17 protein-coding genes are annotated in these 20,864 nt (G+C 48.7%); 1 reads left to right on the forward strand and 16 read right to left on the reverse strand.

Annotated elements, in window-relative coordinates:
* The 5 genes from RUMCAL_RS01115 to pduL all read right to left on the reverse strand — a co-directional run.
* The coding region (locus RUMCAL_RS01115) for a leucine-rich repeat domain-containing protein (RefSeq protein ID WP_242823472.1) at window positions 1–1,333 on the reverse strand (1,333 nt) is incomplete at its 3' end.
* Window positions 1,334–1,473: 140 nt separating this feature from the next.
* On the reverse strand, window positions 1,474–3,258 hold the full coding sequence (locus RUMCAL_RS01120; RefSeq protein WP_169725973.1) for a leucine-rich repeat protein: 1,785 nt from the start codon (window positions 3,256–3,258) through the stop codon (window positions 1,474–1,476).
* A gap of 141 nt (window positions 3,259–3,399) precedes the next feature.
* Entirely contained in the window at window positions 3,400–4,011 is a 612-nt protein-coding gene (locus RUMCAL_RS01125) for a cytidylate kinase-like family protein (RefSeq protein WP_021680553.1), read from the reverse strand.
* Window positions 4,012–4,190: 179 nt separating this feature from the next.
* A complete protein-coding gene (locus RUMCAL_RS14260) occupies window positions 4,191–6,326 on the reverse strand; it encodes a cellulase family glycosylhydrolase (RefSeq protein WP_051343581.1) in 2,136 nt (711 codons plus the stop codon).
* Window positions 6,327–6,473: 147 nt separating this feature from the next.
* Complete coding sequence (pduL, locus tag RUMCAL_RS01135) at window positions 6,474–7,055, reverse strand: phosphate propanoyltransferase (protein ID WP_021680555.1); 582 nt, start codon at window positions 7,053–7,055, stop codon at window positions 6,474–6,476.
* 360 nt (window positions 7,056–7,415) lie between these two features.
* On the opposite strand from pduL, the gene RUMCAL_RS01140 reads away from it, so the two are divergent.
* Window positions 7,416–8,201, forward strand: coding sequence for a prepilin peptidase (locus tag RUMCAL_RS01140; protein WP_021680557.1), 786 nt, complete (start codon window positions 7,416–7,418; stop codon window positions 8,199–8,201).
* A gap of 74 nt (window positions 8,202–8,275) precedes the next feature.
* Here RUMCAL_RS01140 and RUMCAL_RS01145 read toward each other — a convergent pair whose 3' ends face one another.
* The 11 genes from RUMCAL_RS01145 to RUMCAL_RS01195 all read right to left on the reverse strand — a co-directional run.
* On the reverse strand, window positions 8,276–11,794 hold the full coding sequence (locus RUMCAL_RS01145) for a prepilin-type N-terminal cleavage/methylation domain-containing protein (RefSeq protein ID WP_021680558.1): 3,519 nt from the start codon (window positions 11,792–11,794) through the stop codon (window positions 8,276–8,278).
* A gap of 48 nt (window positions 11,795–11,842) precedes the next feature.
* On the reverse strand, window positions 11,843–12,892 hold the full coding sequence (locus tag RUMCAL_RS01150; protein ID WP_021680559.1) for a type IV pilus twitching motility protein PilT: 1,050 nt from the start codon (window positions 12,890–12,892) through the stop codon (window positions 11,843–11,845).
* Window positions 12,893–12,919: 27 nt separating this feature from the next.
* Window positions 12,920–14,605, reverse strand: a complete 1,686-nt coding sequence (locus RUMCAL_RS01155) for a GspE/PulE family protein (protein WP_243132046.1) — start codon at window positions 14,603–14,605, stop codon at window positions 12,920–12,922.
* 248 nt (window positions 14,606–14,853) lie between these two features.
* Entirely contained in the window at window positions 14,854–15,450 is a 597-nt protein-coding gene (locus RUMCAL_RS01160; RefSeq protein WP_021680562.1) for a pilus assembly FimT family protein, read from the reverse strand.
* 13 nt (window positions 15,451–15,463) lie between these two features.
* The gene (locus RUMCAL_RS01165) at window positions 15,464–15,772 is read right to left on the reverse strand and encodes a hypothetical protein (protein ID WP_021680563.1); all 309 of its coding nucleotides are present in this window, start codon (window positions 15,770–15,772) and stop codon (window positions 15,464–15,466) included.
* 16 nt (window positions 15,773–15,788) lie between these two features.
* A complete protein-coding gene (locus tag RUMCAL_RS01170; RefSeq protein WP_147329993.1) occupies window positions 15,789–16,310 on the reverse strand; it encodes a hypothetical protein in 522 nt (173 codons plus the stop codon).
* Between the two features lie 16 nt (window positions 16,311–16,326).
* On the reverse strand, window positions 16,327–17,199 hold the full coding sequence (locus tag RUMCAL_RS01175) for a hypothetical protein (protein WP_021680565.1): 873 nt from the start codon (window positions 17,197–17,199) through the stop codon (window positions 16,327–16,329).
* A complete protein-coding gene (locus RUMCAL_RS01180; protein WP_021680566.1) occupies window positions 17,196–17,855 on the reverse strand; it encodes a hypothetical protein in 660 nt (219 codons plus the stop codon). Before RUMCAL_RS01180 ends, RUMCAL_RS01175 begins: the two co-directional genes overlap by 4 nt.
* A gap of 21 nt (window positions 17,856–17,876) precedes the next feature.
* Window positions 17,877–18,788, reverse strand: coding sequence for a type IV pilus biogenesis protein PilM (gene pilM / locus RUMCAL_RS01185; protein ID WP_021680567.1), 912 nt, complete (start codon window positions 18,786–18,788; stop codon window positions 17,877–17,879).
* A 21-nt stretch (window positions 18,789–18,809) separates the two neighbouring features.
* Entirely contained in the window at window positions 18,810–20,060 is a 1,251-nt protein-coding gene (locus RUMCAL_RS01190) for a type II secretion system F family protein (protein ID WP_117731711.1), read from the reverse strand.
* A 350-nt stretch (window positions 20,061–20,410) separates the two neighbouring features.
* Window positions 20,411–20,864 (reverse strand): endonuclease domain-containing protein (locus RUMCAL_RS01195; RefSeq protein ID WP_021680570.1); only part of this gene is annotated, 454 nt, incomplete at its 5' end.

Below are 20,864 nucleotides of genomic sequence, written 5' to 3' on the forward strand. Positions count from 1 at the left end.
TGTAGAGCATGGTGTAAAAGATGTCGGTGGAGTCCAGCGTGTCGTTGCCGTCCAGGTCGCCCTTGGAAACAGTGGGGTCAGTGCCGATCAGGGCAAATTTGATGTTGTTTTCAGTTGCGTATTGTTGTGCGCAAGAATCGGCGTTGCCGTAGATGGTCAGGTTGTCACAACCGGAAAAAGCATCTTCTTCAATGCTGGTCACGCTGTCGGGTATTGTGATTTTGGTCAGACTGCTACAGCAATTAAAAGCATAATATCCAATGCTTGTCACACTGTCCGGTATTGTGATTTCGGTCAGACTGTTACAATTAAGAAAAACTTGATTTCCAATGCTCGTCACACTGTCCGGTATTGTGAGTTTAGTCAGACTACTACAACCAAAAAAAGCATTATCTCCAATACTTGTCACGCTGTCAGGTATGGTAATTTCCGTTAGACTGGTGCAATCAGCAAAAGAATATTCTCCGATGCTTGTCACGTTACCTGGCATTATGATCTTTGCTAAATCACTACACGATCTGAAAGCATAATCTTCAATACTTATCACGCTATTCGGTATTGTGATTTCAGTCAAGCTGCTGCAATTGAAAAAAGCATCTTCTCCAATACTTGTCACACCATCAGGAATGATTACAGCTCCAGTACAAGCTTTACCGTTAATCAAAATATGGTTAACGATTACCAATGGGTTTTCTGCCTGCTTTGCTTCAAGCCAAGGCGTACCATCAAAAGCTAATGTTCCAATGTGCACCACGCTGTCCGGTATCGTGATTTCAGCCAGGCTGCTACAACCGCTAAAAGCTAATTCTTCAATGCTCGTTACGCTGTCTGGTATTGTGATTTTTCTTAAACTAGTGCACCCACTAAAAGCAAAATCCCAAATTCTCGTCACACTATCCGGTATTGTGATTTCAGTCAAGCTGGTACATTCAGAAAAACTCTCCCCACCAATACTCGTTACGCCGTTTGGTATCATGATTGTAGTCAGACTGCTACAGCCACCAAAAGCACCCCCTCCAATACTCGTCACCGGTTTCCCGTCAATTTCCGCCGGAATTTCTAGCTCTCCAGCTGCGTCGTTATCACAATTTGTGATTCCAACTGTATCATCGTTATACACTTCATATTCCAATTGTGTCGTTCCAGTTCCCACACGAACGGTAGTCGTTCCCGTTCCCACAGGGACTCTTTCTGTTTCAGCCGTTTCCTCTGCACTCGCTGACAGCACTGTCCCTACGCTTTTCAGCACGTTTTCCACCCCGGAAAGCCCCACGCTCCCCAGGCAAAGCATCCCGGCGGTCATAGCTGCCACGACTTTTTTCCATATTTTCATTTTGAACACCCTCCTAAATTTGTTATAGTAAAAGGTTTCCATTTCCATTATATCATATCTGCGAAGAAAATGCAAGAAAAAAATCAAAAAGCACCCTACAGAACCGTTTTTCCGTTCTGTAGAGTGCCTATTCACATGGCTTATTTTGCGAGAACTTCTTCCCAAGAGGTGTTGTGTCCTGCCCCGTGGAGAGCCACGTAGTACATGATATAGAAGCTGTCGGTGGAATCCACTGTACCATTGCCGTCTACATCGGCGGCAGCGATCTGTTCAGCCGTCAGCCCGCCGTCATTGCCTACGGCAACGTTGGCGATGTAGAGCATAGTGTAGAAGATGTCGGTGGAGTCGATATTGTCGCTGCCATCGAGGTCGCCGCAAGTATAAGTTGCATTTACATCTGCAAATCGAATATTATGTTCCCTTGCGTAAGTTTCGGCGAAAGAGCCGGTATAGCCACGAATGATCAGATTATTGCAGTTATCAAAAGTACCATTTCCAATGCTTGTCACACTTTCCGGAATGGTGATTGTCTTTAAGCCGGTACAGCCGTCAAAAGCATGATCTCCAATACTCGTTACGCTGTCTGGAATGGTGATTTCCGTCAGACCAGTACAGCCGGAAAAAGCATTTTCTCCAACAGTTGTCACACTTTCCGGAATAGTAATTGTCTTTAAGCCAGTGCAGCCGCGAAAGGCATAATCGCTAATACTCGTTATGCTGTCCGGAATGGTAATTTTCGTCAAGTTGGTGCAACTATCAAAAGCATAATTGCCGATGCTTGTTACACTTTCTGGAATGGCGATTTCCGTCAAGCCGGTACATCTGTAAAAAGCACTATCTCCAATGCTTGTTACACTTTCCGGAATGGTAATTGCCGTCAGACCAGTACAGCTATCAAAAGCTCCTCCTGCAATACTTGTCACGCTGTCTGGTATGGTAACACTCCCAGTACAAGTTGTTCCATCAATCAAAGTTCCATTGATGATCACAAGTGGATTTTCCTCTTGCTTGGCTATAAGCCATGGTGTATTCGTAAAAACAAATCCTTCAATATTCGTCACACCGTCTGGAATGGTAACTTCCGTCAAGCTGGTACAGCCATAAAAGGCACTGTCACCAATACTCGTCACACTGTCCGGAATCGTGATTTCCGTCAAGCTGGAACAGCCTCGAAAAGTACTGCTCCAAATATTCGTCACACTGTCTGGTATGGTGATTTCCGTCAAACTGGTACAGCCGTAAAAAGTACTGCCTCCAATACTCGTTATACTATCTGGAACAACAATTTTTTTCAAATTGGTACAGCCGCAAAAAGCACACTCTCCAATATACGTTACACTGTCCGGAATAGTCATTTCTATTAGACTGGTACATTTGTAAAAAGCCCCGCTGTAAATACGCGTCACACTGTTTGGAATGACGACTTCCGTCAAGCTGGCACAACCGTAAAAAGCGTTATTTTCAATGCTTTTTACGCTGTCTGGTATGGCGATTTCCTTTAAGCTGATACAGCCGGAAAAGGTCTGAAATCCAACACTTGTTACGCCGTCCGGTATTGTGATTCCTGTCAAACTGGTACAGCCGTAAAAAGCATAATCTCCAATATTTATCACGCTGTCTGGTATCTTGACCTCTGTCAAACTGGTGCAGTCGCGAAAAGCATTATTTCCAATACTCGTCACAGGTTTTCTGTCAATCTCAGCCGGAATTTCAACGGAAGTAACACCCATATTGCACCCCGTAATTTCAATTTCACCTGCATTGGTTACACCATAGGACAAATTTCCATAAGTACCTTCTTCCGCACTCGCTGTCAGCATCGTTCCCGCAGATTCCAGCACACCCTGCAAGTCTGTCACGCCAACGCTTCCCACGCAAAGCACCCCCGCAGTCACCGCGGCAAGCACTTTTTTCCACAACTTCATCTTCATTCCTCCGTTTCCTTTTCGTTGCAAAATACTTTCAATTACAATATACCATATTTTTCGAAAAAAGTCAACTCTTTCACAAAAAAAGCGGGACAGAGAAGCTTCCCTATCCCGCCTGTATCTATTCTTTCGAATGACTTAATAAATGGTTTTCTTTGCGGTTTCTACCACAATATCCGCACAGAGTTCCAGCCCCAGTGCTCCGCTGTTCAGGCAGAGGTGGTAGTTGTCCTTGTCGTACCAGTTTCCGCCGGTGTTGATGCTGTAGAATGTTTCACGACGCTTGTCGATCTTCCGCAGCATTGCCTCTACCCGCCGTTCGTCCACGTGATACTCCTGCACGGCACGTTCCGAACGGGACTTGGTGTCCGCGTAGATGAACACGTTGAACAGGTTTTCCAGATCCCGCAGGATATAGCTTGCACAGCGTCCCACGATCACACAGTCGCCTTTTTCCGCCAGTTCCCGAATGATGTTGGTTTCGATGATGTAGACCTTATCGGACAGCGGCAGGTTTTCCTCAATGGTGCGTGTAGGGCTGGAGGTCAGCATCAGAGTGTACAGAAAACTCTTGGGGGCAGCTTCCTCTGCGGTTTCCAGATAATCCATGGAAACATTGCAGCGTTCAGATGCCATTTGTAAAATTTCTCGATTATAACACGGAATGCCCAGCCGTTCTGCGATCATTTCGCCGATCTCACGGCCGCCGCTTGCATATTCTCTTTCAATGGTAATGATTCGATGACTCATAGTAAAATGCCTCCTCTTGTTTGAAAAGCGGGCGTACCCGTTTTCCAGTGCTTTCTCTTATTATAGCATACTTTGCAGTTTTTTGCACGTTTCACACGGGATTTTTTCTGGCTTCTATAAAAATTCTACATTTTGCACATCTATATGGTGAATGATTTATGCATTATGACAATATCCGTTTACTTGGTAGCATTCTGAATGGCTTCGATGATTTCCGGATAATACCATGTGCAGTCCTTGCGGTTCAGCAGACCGAAACCGTTCTTCGTTTCGTTGTTGTCCCAGATAAAGCACTTGATGCCGTGCTTCTTGGCTGTGCTGAGATAATAGCTGAACCATGCTACTCTTGCGGAGGTGTTTTCGTTCTTGTTCACGCAGCCGGTTTCGTCAATGATGACCGGAATGCCCTTGCTGACAAAGGTGTCGTCCAGATACTGGAACATGGTGTCCAGTTCCTGCTTGTCGGCATCGTTGCCCCAGTCGGCACGGGTGTCGTCCGGACCGCAGAAATTCCACGGGGCGTAGATGTGCAGGGATACGATCACATGGTCGTCTTTCGGAACCACCAGACCGCCGACAGCGTTCTTCTCCACGGACTGGGCATAGGTGCTGACAACCAGCGTTCTGTCCTTGTTGGAGCCACCGGAAGAACGGACTGTGTCCACAAATGCCTGATACAGGGCGTTGATAACGTCATAGGATTCCTGTGTGCCGCCGGTCCATTCCTCTGCGGAACCGATCATACGCGGTTCGTTCATGCCCTCGAAGATCAGGCGGTGGTCGTAGTTCTGGAATGTAGCACAGATCTGCTTCCAGATGTTTGTCAGGGTGGACTTATCGCTTTCCAGTTTTTCACTGGAGGGTGTCAGCCATGTGTAGTCATCGTGGTGTACATTCACAATGACATACAGCCCGTCGTTATAGGCGTAGTCTACAACTTCCTTGACGCGGTTCATCCACGCCGCATCGATGGTGCCGTCGGCGGACATGTGCTCGCTCCACGTTACCGGCACACGAATGGCATTGAAGCCGGCAGCCTTTACAGTGTCGATCATCTGCTGGGTGGTTTTCGGGTTGCCCCAGCCGGTTTCCGTATCGCTGGAGCTGGTGTTGTAGCTGTCCAGTGAGTTGCCCAGATTCCAGCCCACCTTGATGTTCTCCACGATCTGCTTGCTGGTCATCGCGTTGACCTGCTCCGCAGTAGGTGTTTCACCGGAAACTGCTGCCACTTCCCCGCCCTTGGAGGACTCGTCCGACTTCGGCTCGGTCTTGGTGGTCGTTCCGGTGCTGTTGCTGTAGCGGACGCTGATGTTGTTCAGGGTAATGCTGGGCTGGTCGCTCCACCAGTACCCCAGCATCACATCGCCACTGGGGTCAATGCTCTCCTTGACATCGTCCGGCACGATCCACGTCAGGGAAAGGCTGGAGGAATCTGTGAACACGCAGACGTTCTTGGTCTGATACCAGCCGGCATCGGTGGCACAGTCTGCGTTCTTGTCCACAGACACGCCGAACGCACCGGTGAACTTGCCCAGTGCACCAGTGCTGCTGATGTCAAAGGTGACTGTCTGAAGCGTATCCTCTGCCCCGATCAGGTCGGACAGAGCGATCTTCGCTGTCTTGGCTGCCTCATCGTTGAAACTCAAAGTTGCAGCCGGACTGGCGGAATTGGTACCGTCTACCGGCACTTCCTTGGTACGGGTGTAGGTGCACACAATGCTGGACAGCTTCACCTGCTGCACGTTGCTCCACCAGTGTCCGAACAGGACTTCGCCGCTGGGGTCGATCTCCGTCTGGATCTCTGCGGGAACATTCCATGTGAATTCCGCATAGGCACTGTTCTGGGACTGCTCAAAGTCTGCCGCCTGATACCAGCCGGCATCGGTAGCACTGGCACAGCCGTCCTTGACGGAAACGCCGTAGCCGCCCTTGAAGTCGCCCAGACTGGACGAACCGTCGGCGGAGTACACGATAAAGGTAAAGGACTGTACCACGTCGCCCTCCTGAATAAAGTTATCCAGCTTGGCTTTGTAATTGTTGGTGGTATCGCTGCCCTTGTCCAGCATGGCATTGATGTCAGTCAGTTCCGTGCCCAACGTGGTGGAAACCGTTTCTGTGGGGCTGACGTGAACTGTGGTAGTTTCCGCGGTGGTGGTTTCTTCTGCGGCGGTGGTGGTTTCCTTTTCAGAGGATTCCTCGGCGGCAGAAGACTCCGGCTGGCTGCTGTCGCTGCTCTGCTTGCCGCAGCCGGTAAATGCCGAGCCAGCCAGCACACCAGCGAGAAGCAGTGCCGTCAATTTTTTCCATGATCTCATATAGTTGTTCCTTTCTAAAAAAACAACGGATGCCAAAAGGATTTCAGCATCCGCCGTTTGTCTTTCCATCAAAAATGCGATTAGGGAAACGCTGAATGAAGCCTGTGCATCAGATGCATCGTCAGGCGTACTTTATGCAGGATTTCCTTAGTCTACTGTGACGATCTCGCCCATCTGGTTGCGGCCTGCACCAATGGCATTGGATTCGTCCGTGTCGATGTGCATTGCAGTTGCATAGTTCGGGGAAACACGGCAAACCACGTCACCCAGAATTGCCTTTCTGCCGTCTGTTTCAACACGTACCCAAACGATGTCCTTATCCTTTACGCCTGCCTTTGCTGCGTCTTCCGGAGTGAAGTGAATGTGACGCTTTGCCACGATCACACCCTCAGAAATTTCCAGCTGACCTGCCGGTCCCACAATGGTACATGCACCGGAACCTGCAACATCACCGGATTCGCGAACCGGAGCAGCGATGCCGATCGAACGTGCGTCTGTTGCAGACAGTTCTACCTGATTGGCACTCCGGAACGGACCCAGAATGGAAACGTTCGGCAGTTCCTTCTTCGGTCCAACGATCGTTACGCGTTCTTCACTGGCAAACTGACCCGGCTGCGACAGCATCTTCTTGACAGTCAGTTCCTTTCCCTCACCGAACAGCACTGCGAATGCTTCCGCAGTCAGATGTACGTGTCTTGCAGATGTTTCAACAATAAACTTTTCAGACATGGTGTAATACCTCCCATAAATGCTAACCGGCAATGCACCGGCTTCTCAGAGCCTGTTCAGTATCTTTTTATATGCGAGCATGATTTTGTCGATGACAAGGAAAAAATCCACAGGCATACTGTCGTACGACAAGGATTTTTGACGCAGTCAGCAACAAAATCTGCCGAAAAGACGTGTGGAAAAAAATACTGAACAGGCTCCTACAATATTGTACTACTTTTTGCCGCTTTCGTCAAGGGTATAGTCCGATTTTCGTGAAAATCACACAGCCGCCCGATTGTACACGCAATTTCCATATTTCTTGACATCTTTTTCAAAATGTGATACAATAGGACAAGAAAAAAGAGAGGAATTTGCCCTATGTATTACGTCTGTTATGTACTGCTGTACTGCATCATTTTTGCTTTTGGTGCGGCGATCGGCAGCTTTCTGAACGTCTGTATCTACCGTCTGCCCAAAGAGGAATCTCTCTGGCGGAACAACTCCCACTGCATGACCTGCGGTACACCCATTCGCAAGCGGGATCTGATCCCGATCTTCAGCTGGTGCCGTCTGCGGGGAAAATGCCACAGCTGCGGGGCAAAAATCCCCTTTCGCTACACGCTGGTGGAGAGCCTGAATGCGATCTTATACGTGTTGATCTTTGCCTATTTCGGCATCTTTGAACAGCCGGTCTATGCGGCTCTGGTATGTCTGTTCTGTTCGGCTCTGATCGTGGTCTTTTTCATGGACTTGGACACCCAGCTGATCAGTCTGTATGTGATTGGATTCATCGGGCTGCTGGGCGTTGCGGTTACGGTTTACGATGTCTGCACCGGAAATGGCACGCTGCTCTCCCACCTGATCGGAGCCGCAGCGGCATCGGTTCCGCTGTTCCTGCTGGTAATTCTGTCCGGCGAACGTGCCATGGGACGGGGCGACGCAGAACTGATGCTGGCAGGCGGCTTGTTCCTCGGTGTCAAAGGTGTTGTGGTAGGGCTGTTTCTGGGGCTGATCCTCGGCTGCATCTTCGGAATGATCCACAAGGCAAAAACCGGCGATTCCAAATTCGCCTTTGGGCCGTACCTCTCCGCCGGCATGGCAATGGCTCTGGTGGTCGGAGAACCCATTGCAAATCTGTACTTACAGCTCTGCGGTCTGAAATGACCGCCCGAGCACAGAAAGGCTCATCTCCGGTACGCTCCGGAAATGAGCCTTTTCTTTTTGGATTATTTCGAGCGTTACGCCGCCGGAGAAACACCCTCCACATGAATGGTGTAGTCCGTCATGATCTTATTGCTCCAGAAGAACCACTGCCCCGTCTTGGCGTTGTAGTTGTTCTTGGCAGACAGCACCTCCGTGCCAACCTTTACGGTATAGCTGTCAGAGAGCGTGTAGCCCGCCTTGGGGGTAATGGTGAAGTAGCACACGCCGCTGTCGTTGAACAGCGGATCGCTGAACGTGATGTTGCAGCCCGCCGCACTGGATTCGTCCAGACCTACGTTTTTGCCGTTTTCGCTGGCGGCAATGGGCGGTGCGGTGGTGGTGGTTGTTGTAGTTGTGGTGGTGGTTTGAGGGGCGGTGGTTGTTGTGGTTGTAGTAACAACTTCAACAGATTTAGGAAGGCAAGCAGCAATACTGTTTTCTCGATATACAGTGCTTACCATTTGAGCAAGTGGTGTGTCAGGATTAGCCTTATAAACAACTCCGTTTTTAATCCAGAGTTCGTGAAGACCATCTGTTACCATTTTAGTAGTAATGTGATATGTACACCAACCACACTGTTTTGTTTGCTCTAGCTGATTTGGCTTACCGCTTATAGAAACATCGCTGTTATTATATTTGGGGAAAATATGCAAAACACCGTAATCATCATTAAATGTGATTAAAACATCTTCTGATTTGGTATAGGTAACTGCATTCTCATAATTGGGAATTTCACTGATACTTCCGCCGCTACGAAGAATGTGAACTGTACTATACTCAGGATCATCATAAATATAATGAATTAAAAGTTCATCAGAAGAAATTGTGGAATCAGTCTGTTTATTACTGGTTGTTGTTGCAGTGGTGCTTATAGTCGTGCTGGTTGTGGCGGAAGTTGTAGTCGTTGCAGCCGTAGTTTCTGTCGCGGAGGTAGTCGCCGTTGCGGTACTGCTTGCAGTGGTTTCCGCGGTGGTCGTTGCGGCAGTTGCAGTGGTTGCGGTTGTTGCAGCCGTGCTTGTGGTTGCGGCGGTCGTTGTGGTAGTTGTCGTGGTAGTCGTTGTTGTGGTGGTTGCTGTAGTCGTGGTGGTTGTTGTCGTGGTAGTCGTTGTTGTTGTGGTTGTAGCCGCAGTCGTCGTGCTGGTAGTCGTTTTGGCTGTGGTTTCGGTTTCAGGCGGCGGAGGTGTGGTAGTCGTGGTAGTCGTTGTCGTTGCCGTATTTTTCGGAGCAACAATCTCGCACTGAATCTCCTCCGGACTGACACCCTTACAATAGAGGTGCACGATCTTATCCGCCGAAGCAGACGATGTCACAGCACTGTTTGAATTCATCATAAAGGTTTTCAGGTTCTGATCCGGAGCCAGCAGGGTGTAATCCTTGCTGTACACATCATAATTCAGCGTGGACGGATACTTGACAAACTTCACGCCCACTTCGCCCGCATTGGTGATATAGTCGCACTTCGTCCAGTCGAGGGTGATGTTGGTGTAGGTGCTGTCGCCGTTGATGGTGAGCATGGGAGTATTTTGTGTTGTTGTTTCTTCGGTTGTAACTTCACTTTTCTTTGCCCATGAAAAGCTGGTATCTGCATCCGGTTGAAAATTTGCATATACACCCTTATAACTCAAAACATAATAGGGATAATCAGACCATTTCATCAAAATATAAATTGCAACTGTATTATCAGAAATTTTTTCTACTTTTCCAAGATTTGCGGTTTTCAAATCTGCGGAATCATAAAAATGAATTCCTGTATTATCACCATCTGCTACTAAATTTCCAGTAGCCTCATTAACTCGGTACATTTTCAAAAACTTATCATTATCATTCGCGTTTCTGATAAATTCGTCTGCATCTACATTTGTAAATTGAACTTTGACAACATCACCAACTGCATATCCACTATTTCTCAGATCAATCGCAAATGTGCCTTTGTAATGCGTTCCCCCTCTTTTTACAATGCTTTGAATAATTGCCTGCTGGTCAGCTGGAAGTGTATAATATCCATCTTTATAAGTCCCATAATCATAATAATAAGTTCCATCTTTTTTAATCTGTTGCAATAGGTTATTACCGCCAACTAATATCTGATACCCTTCATAACTCCAATAACCTCCACCCCAACTATATGGCACAAAGAAAAGCCCACTATAATCAAAATAAAATGTATTATTTTCTGTAGTCAATTCGCTTTCATCTTGAATAACTGTACTGAAATCTTCAATGTAATCCGGAATTTCGACTTTAATGCGAACATTATCATATATTTTAGCCAGTGTTCCGTCTGCTTTTGTCTGCATAGACGAACATGGTTCTACAATTGTACCACTGTCGGAATATGTGATTCTTCCCCAAATTGCCACCCAGCATTTTGAACGAATATTTCGATTTGTTGCATCGGTTGGGTCAACTAGTTTTACTCGATAAATGACATTAATTTGTTTTTCAACATCACTCATTCCATAACCAACATCATTTATGCCATTTTTTCCATAAGACACATCACCATAATACGCTTTATAGTGATTAACAGCATCAATTTTTTCGGGTGATAATCCAGGTTGACTAATATCATAAGGAAAATTATTTTCGGCGAAAACATCCGTATAATTTACCCAACTATTATCATCATCCAAATCAGAATCGACCAGCACTTTTACATTTTGAAATCGTACTTCATAAGAGCCAGACACATCAGTTCCACAAGCAGCATACTCTCCGCCTCGTCCGTCGCCCTTCTGTGCTTCAACGCACGGAACAACTGCACGATATACAACATCTGTTCCATTGTAATTATATAAAAAAGAGTAGCGTTGCAAGCTAAATTCTACCTGTGATACTGAATTTAACGGATAATCTGTTAAATTGATTGCTGCACAATTGTCATGCGGCGGATTGTTACTTGTACCATTATATGTATTTACAAAGTCATTGTTTGGATAAAAATTGTTTGAAAAAGCAGATGACCAGTCATTCGAAGTATTTCCATCATCGTCTTTCCATTTTTTTACTCTATCATCCAACAGCGTTACATTACCATTTCGATTAGTTGTTGTTTTTTTTATTGTTGTCGTCGGATACGCACTCGCATCTGTATAATTCGTCTTCAACACCAAATTACACTCCTGCACCGACTGCACCGCAGCGTACCCGTCGCAGGAAACCGCAATATCCACTTTCTGGCTGGTTTTCACCGCATCATGATAGGTCAGCGTCACCGTAAACACCGCATTGGCATCGCTGCTGGCACCGGTGATCTGATACACCTTTTGATTATCGGTGCTTTTTTCTGTATCCAGTGTCACGTATCTTCCGGCATCTGCACACAGAATGCCATGCGCATTCCGCTGCACCTCGTCCCAGTTCCAGTACCGGCTCTGGGGCAGCTGAGTCTGTAATTCGTCTGCCAGATTATTCGCCACAGTCTGATAATTCTGAACCTTTGCCGCCTGCACATAGGCAGAGATATTCGGGGCACAGAGTGCCGCAATGATCGCCATGATCACCAGCACTACGATCAATTCCACAAGAGAAAAGCCTTTTCGATTTCGTTTCATCTCTCTCACCTCTCCGAAAATATACAAACGGACACGCCGAAGCGAAGCTTAACTTAACAGATCCAGAATCTCATTCTTGTTGTTGGATACCCGAATGGCATCATCCCGCCGGATCGTGCCGGCTCTTACCAGCCGTGCCAGATCGGCATTCAGGGTGTGCATGCCAAGTGCCGCACTGGACTGCATGACCGTTGCCAGCTGGAAGCACTTATTGTCACGGATCAGGCTGCCTACCGCATCGGTTCCCACCAGAATTTCTGTAGCAGCCACACGGCCGCCGCCCATTGCCAGCGGGATCAGAGCCTGTGTGATAACGCCCTTCAGAATCGTGGACAGCTGTGTCCGGATCTGGTTCTGGGCGTGGGGCGGACAGCTGTCAATGATACGATCCAGCGTCTGTGCCGCACCGGTGGTGTGCAGAGTGGACATGACCAAGTGTCCGGTTTCTGCGGCGGTGACAGCGGCAGAAATCGTTTCGTAGTCACGCATTTCTCCCACGAGAATGACATCAGGGTCTTCACGGAGAGCAGAACGCAGGGACGCTGCAAAGCTCTTGGTATCCACGCCGATTTCACGCTGGTGAATGACCGACATGCCCGACTCGTAAACATATTCCACAGGGTCCTCAATGGTGATGATATGCTCCGAACGATTCTTGTTGATATAGTCGATCATGGCGGACAGAGTGGTAGATTTACCGCTTCCCGTCGGACCTGTCACCAGAATCAGTCCTCTTGGCTGGTCTGCCAAGTCCCGCAGCACTTTCGGCATTTGCAGCTGTTCCAGTGTGGGAATGGTGTTGTTCAGCAGACGAATCGTGGCTGCCACCTTTTTCATCTGCCGGAAAACATTGACACGCTGGCGGCAATAGTCCGGCGTTTCAATGGCAAAGTCCACGTCGTCGCCGTTTTCCAGCTGTTCCCGCTGTTCATCACTCAGCATGGACAGGATCATTTCCCGTGTTTCTGCTGCCGGAAATGAAAAGCCGCTGTCCAGCAGCTGCCCGTGGATACGGAACGAAACCGGCATGCCCTCGCTGATGTGAATATCAGAGCATTTCTTCTCCCGTGCTTTCATAATAAGTTCATTCATGGTCATGGCGGTATACCGTCCTTTCTGCAATCATTAGTCGGAATAATATGCGATCTTCATAACTTCTTCCGGCGTGGTCACGCCCTCTTTTACCAAGTCAATGGCACTGTCCAGCAGACTCCGCATGCCCTGTGTTTTCTTGGCATACTCCAGCATTTCCTGACTGTCTGCACTTTTGGCGATCATACGTTTCAGCGTTTTGTCTATATATACCATTTCGTGAATGGAAATACGCCCTTTATAGCCCGTGTTGTTGCAGACCTTACAGCCCTTGCCGCGGGTGATCATGGGAATGCCGTCCCCGACAATGGCGATGTCATCTGCTGTCGCCGGTTCTTCGTATTTACAGAACTGGCAGACCTTACGCACCAGACGCTGTGCCACGATACCTACCACAGAGTTGGAGATCAGATACGGTGCCACGCCCATATCCGCCAGACGGACAATGGACGAAATGGCATCGTTGGTATGCAGGGTGGAAACTACCAGGTGTCCGGTGATTGCAGAACGCACGGAAATTTCAGCCGTTTCTGCGTCACGGGTTTCACCGATCATGATAATATCCGGATCCTGTCGCAGCAGGGCACGCAGTCCCACTGCAAAGGTCATGCCGGCAGTCACATTAACGGAAGTCTGCGTGATATTGGGCAAATCTTTTTCCACAGGGTCCTCAATGGTAGAAATATTTACCGGTCGCTGGGACAGATGCTGCAATACCATATACAGCGTGGTCGTTTTACCGGAACCAGTCGGCCCCGTAATATAGATGATGCCGTTGGGGGCGGACATCATCTTCATCAGCATGTTATAGGAATACTCGTTCATGCCGAAGTGACCGGCGTGGTCGATCTTGGTATCCGACACCAGATAACGCATAACGATCTTCTCGCCGTGTGTCGTCGGCAGAACGGAAATACGCATACTGATGTCGATTCCCTCCAGCACAGCGTGGAAGTTGCCGTCCTGCGGGATACGTTTTTCCGCAATGTTCAGGTTGCTCATGATCTTGATACGGGCAACAATGGAGTTGTGCAGTGCCTTTTCCAGTGTCAGATAGCTGACCATCTGACCGTCGATACGCATACGCACCTGTGTGAAATCCTTAAACGGTTCAATGTGAATATCGCTGGCGTTGGTGCTGTATCCCCGTACCAGCAGCGAGTTGATCAGCTTGATGATCGGCACATCGTCGTCCGCATCGTCTGCCGTCAGCTGGGGCACCTCAATATCTTCTGCGGAAATATTCGCCTTTTTGGCTGCCTGCTTGGTACTGATCTCGGCATAGTAATACTCGATCGCCTTTTTGATTTTCGGACTTTCACTGAGCAGCACTTCCAGCGGCATATCCACGATCTGCCGAATATCTTCCTGTGCGTAGAAATTCAGCGGGTCAGACATGGCGAGCTGTAGACGGCTGTCGTTTTCCGACAGGGCAATGACATTGTATTTTTCCGCAAGCTGCTTGGGCACCTTGGCAACCACGTCTACATTGACCTCATACTCCTCCAGATTGACCATCTGGAGATCCAGTTTTTTCCCCAGTGCCTCCAGAACCTGTGTTTCTGTGACAAATCCCATTTCCTGCAGCAGTGTGCCGAAACGCACCTTCTTGCCGCTTTGTGTCTTCTGGAATTGCAGTGCCTGATCGATCTGTTCCTGTGTGATATAGCCATATTCTTTCAGCACTTCACCAATGGGTAAATTCTGCAATGTTCTCACCTTTTTCTATTGTTTCTATAGCGACACCGTACAAAGCCGTCAGGCGGGCTTTGTGCGGTGCTGCCCTATGGCAATACCGCACAAAGAGCATCTGGCGACTTTGCACGCCATCTGCTTGCAAATTTTCCGTCATATTTCACAAAAATGCTCGTGAATACATCAAGTATTCACTCTGCTTTTTGCTCCATCTGACAAAAAATTTGACGACGCATCTGTCGCACAATCTTTGTGCGGCATTGACCTATGTTTTATTCCAGACTGCCGATGTATAAATACCGCGAAGCTGCCACAGAACTGTCGTATATGTCGGAGGCATTCAGCGTTGCCTTTACCGTTGCCCGATTTTGCAGCTTGACCATTCTGGTTTCCGAGTAGTACACAGTATCGTTCCGCGAGATCCGCACATCTACTGTCACTGTTACATCATCGACTTTTTGGACAAGGATCTTTGCCTGATAAGTCCCCAGCTTACAGAGCACCTGATCGACCGTTGTTCCAGCACTGTCGGTGTCTGAATAGTAAATTGTCCCTTTTTCTTTCAGTTCGCTCTTTCCGTTTTGTGTGTCCACATACAGTACGACCTGATGGGCACAGCCGTCATCAGCAGCGATCGTTTCTGTTTCCTGCTGTCCGATGGTCTTGGCATACGCCAGATGACTTTCCAGCTGTTCCATGACCGCGATTCCCTTGGACTGGGCATTGAACATGATGACATTCTGGCAGAAGATCCGCATGGCATTCAGCAGGATTCCCGAAGCAGAAGCCACCAGAATGCCGATCAGCAGAACGGTAACCACTTCTTCTGCCAGCGTAAAACCTTTTCGGTTTTTCACAAGTTTCCGCATCTGCTTTCCTCCCTTACGGTTTCGGTTGATACTGAATGAAATTGTCCGCAGAACGCCTCTGCACATCAAAAGTTTTGGTCTTTTCGTCCCCGCTTGTGCGGTCCCGATATGTTACTGTAATCGTAGTATCAGAAGTTTCCGCAGCAGCTCCCGCCAGATCCACAGCGGCATTTTTCCGCTGCTGGTTCTTCAGCTTCGCACCGGAGTTCAGAAAATTCGAGCCGGAAGCGATCCCGATCATGCCGATTGCAAAGGACATGGAGATCATGGCAAATGCAATCACCACTTCCACAACAGTGGTTCCTTTTCGCAGTTTCCGCATTTTGTCACGCCTCCCTTTACAATTGATAGTAGCCGTCCCACCGCCACTGGGTCGCATTCGCGGGAACTGACAGCTTTCCACAAACTTCTGACAATTCCTTTTCCCCGCTGCCAGCAGTGTTCCGCGTCACCTTTGCCGTGAGATAGATCTCACCGGACAGCCGCCTTTTGTTGGCATCGGTTTCGCTGTCGTTGACCACAGAGTGATTCACCGTTACCGTACATTTCCAGTTCCCCGCATCGGGGAGTGAGATCGTAAAGGTTTCCGCGGTGTTGCCGTCGCTGACGAAAATGCTCTGATAGGTTGCCCCGGTGGTTTCGTCCGTCACCGTACCCTCTTTCAGAATGTCCTGCTGTACCAAAGTGATCGCGGATTCTGCATAGAACTTTGCCTGTACGCGGTTGTTTTCCTCCTGCTCCCGCATGTAATACATACGGTCTACAAGAATGATCCCCGCCGAGATCAGTGAGATCATCAGCATGACCAGCACCGCCCACAAAATCGCTGCACCGTTTCGCTGTGCTGTTTTCCGTTTCATATTGGCATCACCCTGTTTATGCAGCATCTGCTGCTGTGGTTATGATCGTGGTCGTTGTCATTTCTTCCGCCGCAATGTCTGCTGTTGCCGACTGCATGGCTTTTTCCGCCGCTTCTTCGGTGGTTTCGTCGGAATCCACATCATCTGCATAGTCTGTTTCCAGCGGACTCTGATACATGTACGCGGTAATCGTCATGGTAAAATTATACCAATCCTGAAATTTATCCGCATTTGCCGCATCACCGTTTGCCGCAGCCTGTTCCTGTGCTGCCGGCTTTTCCACACTGTTGAAAGAATACGCAGTAACGCCCAGAAACGACACCCGATTGACAAAGTCCAACATTTGTTTCATGTTCTGATAGGTGCCTTCCATCGTATAGGTAAAGTCGCAGCAGTATTCACCAGTGGCGGTATATGCAGCACCGCTGCCGTCACCTGTGCTGCCGTCCGAAGCATCTGTTCCGGAGGCAGAACTGTCTGTGGTACCGGCTACCTCGTCCGGCGAAGCAGTCACCAGATTGCCCTCACCGTCAATATAATACTGCATGGTCTGCCCGATGTTCAAGCCATCGACAGTGACACCCGCTTCATTCATCACAAAGGTAAGAAAACGGTCGATCCGTTCCGCATCGCTCAGCGGAAACAGCTTCTTGGTTTCCTCGCCATTTTTCTCTTTCCAATCCTTTAGTGAGGCAATATTCTGGTCATAACTCTGACTTTGCAGCAACAGGTCGGAATACTGCTGGTTCAGAACCTCCAGCTGTTCCTTTGCTGCCGAGACTTTCGTCATCAGCGGACGGATCAGAAGCTGTACAAACAGTACAACGACCAATACGACACCCAGCACAGAAAGCAGAACTGCCTGCTTTCGGGTAATTTCCGTTGTCATTGTACCACCTCCGTTGTTGTTTCCACAGGATTGCCGTCGGCATCTGTTGCAGTAGTTTCCGCCGACTTGAATACAGCGTTCACTGTATAAGTATACACGCTGTCCGAAAGCGAATAGCCGTCATAGGTGATCGAGGAGAACAAGTCCAGCCGTGTCAGATTCGTCACAAATGTGGAAACATACTGGCTGTCCGTCGAACTTGCCGCAATGGAAAGGGTGCTGCCGTCATAGGAAAGTCCAGTGATCTCTGCCACCTGAATTTCTCCTCTGTCGGGGCTGACCGTTTTCTCACAGCCAACCAGCTTATGCACCAGATCTTCGGAAAAGTTGTCGCAGATCTCCTGTGTCCCGTCAATGGTAGCCCGCACCTCAGTATAAACATCACCGGCAGTCCGCAGTGTGCTGATGTCATTCGCCACAGCGTTGGCGTTGTTGATCTTTTCCATCAATGCGGTATCGTTTGCCTTGGTTTCCATTTCTGAAACCAGATTCTCTTGGGTGTGGACGTAGATCCGTGCACCGGCATAACTGCCGCCCAGCAGCAGCACTGCCACTGTCCCCAGTATGCCGAAAAGAACACCTTTTTTCATGGTGTTCTTTTTCGGTGCCACGACAAGAGGATACAGGTTAATATCCTTTTTTGGTAGTTTTGCCATTTTGGATTCCTCCTGTCCGATTTAGTCCGAATAACGTATCATACTGCCCAGCAGCACCGTGTACTCGCTGGGATTCATCTCCGGCGGAACAGTCAGTTCCGTAGGGAGAAACTCCGGAAATGCCCGCACATTTACACCGAAATTTTCCGCGAAGTGCGGGAAGATCTGCACAGCATCTTCCGGAAAGCCGCTCAGATAAACGTCCGTAATATCAGAGCCGGTCTGTTCCGACTTGTTGAACTGGATAATGCTGTTGATATTCTGCCCCACTTCCCGTTCGAAGCCCTCATCGGTAGGGTCTGCCAGAATCCGGCTGCGGCGGGTCATGACGAAGTTGTCATTGGAAAACAGACACTGCATCAGCATATTCTTATCCAGAATGAACACGGCATAGGTTTTTCCCTGTAAAGATTTCAGCCGCTTCATCATTTTGATCAGACAGTTCTGCACCAGATCAATGACTTCCAGTTCGATCTTCGCCTCTTTGAACAGGCTGATATAGCTGGTGATGAACTCCCTGGTGGAAGCCACCGCCAGAATACTACAGGAGCCGTCCGGATTTTTCGGGGTCACCACGGAATAATCCACCAGCATATTCTGAATTCCCTCAATATCCCGCAGTTCCCCGCGAATAAAACCGGGCACATTTTTCGGAGCGATCTGCGGAACTTTCAGAGGCTTTACGGTAATGGAACTGCCGTTTACCACCAGCGTCACGCCCTTTGCAGGCAGGTTGTACTTCTGCCACATTTCCGTCAGGGTATTCTGGAGAGAGTAGTTGTTCATGATAATGCCGTTCAGGATACAGCCTTCCTCCAGCGGTTCTTCATAGCAGTTTACCACCTGCAATTTATTTTTCACACAGCTGCCCATCAGCACCTGTATTTTACTGTTGGTAATATACACGTGTGCAGAAACATCTTTTTTCTTCACGGAAATTCACCTCTTTTTCTCTTAGAACCGGTTCAGGAATCGTCCTGCGGTCTGTGCGAGCCACGAGAAGACCGCACCGGTGTTTTCGTCGATATTGCCGTACATGGAGTACATGGGAACGAGAACGGAAACCATAACGCCGGCAACGACAACACCCAGAATGACGATCATCAGCGGTTCGATAATGGACATCATGGACTTGATCGCGGCACTGGATTCATATTCGTAGTCGTCCGCGGTGGAAAGCAGCATTGCGTCCAGCTTACCGGTTTCTTCGCCGACTTTAATGGTATCGCCCAGCTTGCTGTCGAAGCCGTCCATTGCCATAATGGATTCCGACAGGGCGTTGCCCACGCGGATGCTCTTGATACAGTCGTCAAACTGGGAACGGAGATAGCTGTTGTTCACGGTGTCCCGCGAGATCTGCAGGGCGTTCAAAATGGAAAGTCCGCTGGTATACAGCGAAGCCAGCGTTCTGGAAAAGCTTGCCGTATAGACGATACGCACCAGATTGCCGATTTTTGGCAGGTGCACGATCATGCGGTCGATCACCAGACGGGAAGCCGGCGTTCGCATCAGCATGACAAAGACAACCACAATTGCCGCCACCACGCCGATCGCCACATACCAATAATGGGTAAGGAAATCGCTCATGCCCATGAGGATCCGTGTCATCAGCGGCAGTTCCATATCGGTGAACATATCGCCGAACATGGGGAGAATAAACGTAAACATTACAATAATGACCAGCACCAGCAGAATGACCAGCACCAGCGGATACGCCAGAGCACCCTTGACCTGCGATTTGATACGCTGCTGTTTCTGGAAATGCTCGCCCATGTTGATAAACGTATCCCCGATCTTACCGCTTGCTTCGCCGGCACGCACCATGCTGATGAGCAGTTCGGGGAACACCTTGCCCTGATCTGCCATTGCATCGGACAACGCCTTGCCGTGTTTCAGGTCGGTGGTGATGTCAGAGAAGCATTTTCTCGCAAACTTGGAAATGCTGGCACGATTGGAAATAATATTGAACGACTGGATCACCGAAACGCCCGCGTCCAGCAGGCTGCCCAGCTGGCGGCAAAAGTCCGTCAGTTCCTTGGCTTTCAGCTTGGAGCCGAACGAAGTCTTGCTGGTCTGGGTGTAGTCCAGCAAGAACAGATCTTTCTTTTTCAGTTCGTTCAGCAGTGCCTCCGGATCGGAAGCAGCAAGCGTCCCACGCACCATTTTTCCGCTCATGGCTGTGGCACGATATTTGTAATTTGGCACTGTATTCACCTCTTTTTGGTGTGGTTTTTTTGCCTTCCTTGAAAAGAAAAGGGGAAAACGTCGCAGGCGGTGGAGGGATTTCACTGAAATCTTTTCCTTTTGTTTCAGATTCCACGAGATAATCCCTCAGTCAGCCTGCGGCTGCCAGCTCAGCACAAGGCACGCCCTACGGGTGCCTTTTCAAGGGAGCCTTTTCTGCACCTTGAATTCTGCCTCCCTTGAAAAGGGAGGGGGACCGCCGCAGGCGGTGGAGGGATTCTACTGAAATCTTTCCCTTTTGTTTCAGATTCCACGAGATAATCCCTCAGTCAGCCTGCGGGTGCCTTTTCAAGGGAGCCTTTTTACTTTCTTCAACGATACACAGGATATTCGCCGGTTCGTTCCTTTATTTTTTCTTCGATATACCGGCACGAATCATCAAAGTGTCTGTCAATCTCATCATTTGAAAATCGGATAACTTCCAGCCCGTACTGCTCCAGCACTTCCGTTCGAACGCTGTCATATTCCTCACCCTCCACGGTATAATGTTGAGAGCCGTCCAATTCGATTATCAGCTTTGCCTTACTGCAATAGAAATCAACAATGTACTGGTCTATCACGCGTTGCCGAAGCCATGTAGGAGAACTTTTTCTCAAATAGTCATACCACAAATGTCGTTCCTGTTTTGTCATGTTTTTTCGAAGCATTCGAGCAGTATCGCACAATTTTTTATTGTAGCCAGTAAAATGATAATCTTTTTCCATAACAAATCCTTTAAGCAACTTGCAACTGCCTCCCTTGAAAAGGGTGACTCCCCACGGGGTG

It is taken from the genome of Ruminococcus callidus ATCC 27760 (genome assembly GCF_000468015.1).
GTDB classification, from domain to species: Bacteria; Bacillota; Clostridia; order Oscillospirales; family Ruminococcaceae; genus Ruminococcus_C; species Ruminococcus_C callidus.